Here is a 1864-nt window from a genome sequence, read left to right on the forward strand (position 1 = left end):
TCCATGAACTCATCTATTTCTGAGTTTGTTAATGCTATACACCCATTTGTCCAATTGAATCGTTGCGTAATGAATGAAAGCCATCCTAGGTTATTGCGTTGCCCATGAACCATAATAAAACCACCCGGAGAAACACCCATTTTTTTGGCATTGGCTTTATCAGTTTCATTTGGGTAGCTGATATGCATTGCCCGATAAAAAGACGAGTCTTCTTTTTTATAATCGAGAGTGTAGCTTCCTTCCGGTGTTCTCTCATCGCCCTCTTGTTGCTTGTGCCCCTCAGGGCTTGCACCAAAAGCAACATGGTATTCCTTAACGACTTCGCCGCCATCTAGCAAGTACATCTTACTTTCCGACTTATCGACTTTCACCAAGTCGATACCTGCAAAAGCTAGATTCGTAAAAAACATGGATAGTAGTAGAAACTTTCTCATAGCATGTAACGCCAAGCTCACCTGCAATTTTTGCTGTGAGCGTTTGTGTAAAATGGAGCTGCGCGACATACACAAACGAGCGCAGCAAAAATTGTCAGGTGGAGCGCCTTGTTATGCGAGGCGGCACAAAAAGTAACACACACGTTGGGCCAGCTAGCCTGGCCCTTTAGCCTAAACGAAGCGATTAGACCGAATAATACTAGAAGAAGGTTACGCTACCGATTGATTTGGTACTACCTAAAAAGAAACCACTGAGAACAAAGATGGGAGGCATAGTTCGGACACGACCGACTAGAAATTGATTACCACTCCCTGACTGCATCACTGCGATTTCCACTACTACACCACTGCTGGAGCGGCACTTGCTAAAAAGACAACTGACAACAACCTAAAACCGACAAAGCGCTCTTTTCAATACCAACGCATAACGCCGCCATAAGGGGCGGCCAACGCGGAGTTGCTTTTGTGTTAAAAGGAGCGCAGCGACAACACAAAAGCAGCGGAGTGTTGGACGTCCCAGCGGGCAATTTTTGCCCGCGACTTGATGGCCTTGTTAGGTGTATATACTATGAAAGCTGAATTATTTTTCATTATTACCTGATGGCTTTTTAGGGAAAAAGTATGAAGATTCTTTACCCTCAATAATATCTATTTTTCGCTGATTGCCTAGTGTAAATAAAGTTGTAGCGTCACCACCTTCAACAATAAAATGAAGAAACTCACCAAATGTTACATCTGGTGCAACAGCCATATGCTGCACAAGACGCTTATAAAGCTCTTCTTCATTTCCTATTTCAGCATATGACTGTTGCAAGACTGATTTAACCCCATCAGACTCGATCGAGCGAAATGCTTGTAATGTTGTTCCGAGTGCACTGAAGTCTAAATTTAGCGCTAAAAGCTCTCCCAGCACTGCTAGCTGTTCATCGTTGTATATTCTTATGTTCCCAAATCGGTCATGCCAGAAGCGTACGGTTGTTGAACCAAACTTACCTCCAGTGACAAAATTAGGTGGTTTTACCCAATTGCGGTCTGCAATGTTTTCCACTTTTTCTTCATGATCTTTTTTCATGCTTTTCAGAAAACTAACTGGGTATTTACTTTCATTTTCTTTATTATCAATGAGTATTCCATGCTCATTACACATTGCAATTAAGTTATCTGCACCCTGGCGTTTTTCTGGGTCTTGAGAGCTATCATGTCTTGCTGAACCCGCTCGATTACCTTTTATATGAGCAAGATGACCTAGTAATTGAGTAGTATCAAATATTGGTTTTGTGCAAGCGGGAAAAGCGCATTGGTTTCCACACCGTGCTAAAACAATTCGTTTCGTTTTATCTCGAGGTTTACTTATTGGCATGAATTACACCTAACGCCGCGTTAACCTGTGACGCGTGTGGAGTGGAGTTTTGCGGTAAAGTGGCGGAGCC

2 protein-coding genes are annotated in these 1864 nt (G+C 42.8%); both read right to left on the reverse strand.

The window, feature by feature from the left end:
• Window positions 1-434 (reverse strand): L,D-transpeptidase family protein (locus tag IDZ20_RS10975; RefSeq protein WP_188151481.1); only part of this gene is annotated, 434 nt, incomplete at its 3' end.
• Window positions 435-1014: 580 nt separating this feature from the next.
• Window positions 1015-1794 carry a hypothetical protein gene (locus IDZ20_RS10980; RefSeq protein ID WP_188151482.1) on the reverse strand — a complete coding sequence of 260 codons (780 nt, stop codon included), beginning with the start codon at window positions 1792-1794 and terminating at the stop codon, window positions 1015-1017.
• Between the last annotated feature and the right edge of the window lie 70 nt (window positions 1795-1864).

The organism is Teredinibacter waterburyi (assembly GCF_001922985.1).
Lineage (GTDB): Bacteria > Pseudomonadota > Gammaproteobacteria > Pseudomonadales > Cellvibrionaceae > Teredinibacter > Teredinibacter waterburyi.